This window comes from Halocynthiibacter sp. (assembly GCF_049608145.1).
In the GTDB taxonomy this organism is placed as follows: Bacteria; Pseudomonadota; Alphaproteobacteria; order Rhodobacterales; family Rhodobacteraceae; genus Halocynthiibacter.
In genome coordinates this window covers 1-657 of the sequence record NZ_JBMYXF010000117.1, presented here as the reverse complement: position 1 = coordinate 657, position 657 = coordinate 1, and the positions used below count along the sequence as shown (strand labels likewise).

At 53.1% G+C, this 657-nt stretch carries 1 protein-coding gene and 1 pseudogene; one reads left to right on the top strand and one right to left on the bottom strand.

Features of this window, described 5'->3' with window-relative positions; all coding sequences use genetic code 11:
* Positions 1 to 321: hypothetical protein (locus ACPGUT_RS16080; protein ID WP_423993126.1), on the top strand; the 321-nt coding region annotated here is incomplete at its 5' end.
* A gap of 107 nt (positions 322 to 428) precedes the next feature.
* Here ACPGUT_RS16080 and ACPGUT_RS16075 read toward each other — a convergent pair.
* A pseudogene (locus tag ACPGUT_RS16075) lies at positions 429 to 530 on the bottom strand (integrase core domain-containing protein); the annotation flags it as partial.
* Positions 531 to 657: the final 127 nt, after the last annotated feature.

The following is a 657-nucleotide window of genomic DNA, read 5'->3' as shown; positions in this document are numbered from 1 at the left end:
AGCCTGTCTGGAGAGGGGATACTCGTCTCGGAACGTCATCGCGTTTTGCAGGAAACTCAAATTGTTGCAAATCCGGAAAGCGTAGACATGGCTGTGAAGCTTCGCTCAATCAGCCTCCAGCAAAAAGGGGGAGGGATTCAGCCGATAGGCACAGTTTACTTGAAAGACCATCAAAGCTGTCTTCGCACTGTATTGGTATCATCTCTGAAAGCCTATGGAGGGCAATCAAATGTTACGTTGGGAGTTTTGTATCGGATGCATCTTAATGGGCTGGTGTCCTGTTCAAGCCTCCTTGGCGCTTCGGACTTCGATTGGTACTGACCTGCCCCCCGAGGCTCCCTCATTCATAACGAGAGTTTGCGGGTCTGTGCTCTGCTGCTCTGCTACCCAACCTTCTGCCACCGAGGGCCAGAGTTTTCCGTCTTTTCTCAGCATGGCGGGCTGGTATCGCCATCTGAGTTTGCCAACGTTATCGGGGGTATGTTCCCAATCGCGCTGTGCGGTCGTTCTTCGTTGTAGTATCTACGCCAGCACCCGTCCGGTGAAGGCGCTCTACCCTTGATCCGACGTGCTGGTTACGCTGCTTTGGCAGCGTAACTCCAAGGCATTAGTTCGTCTATGCGAGTGATCTTGTGGTCAGCGATGCGGGCGAGAACA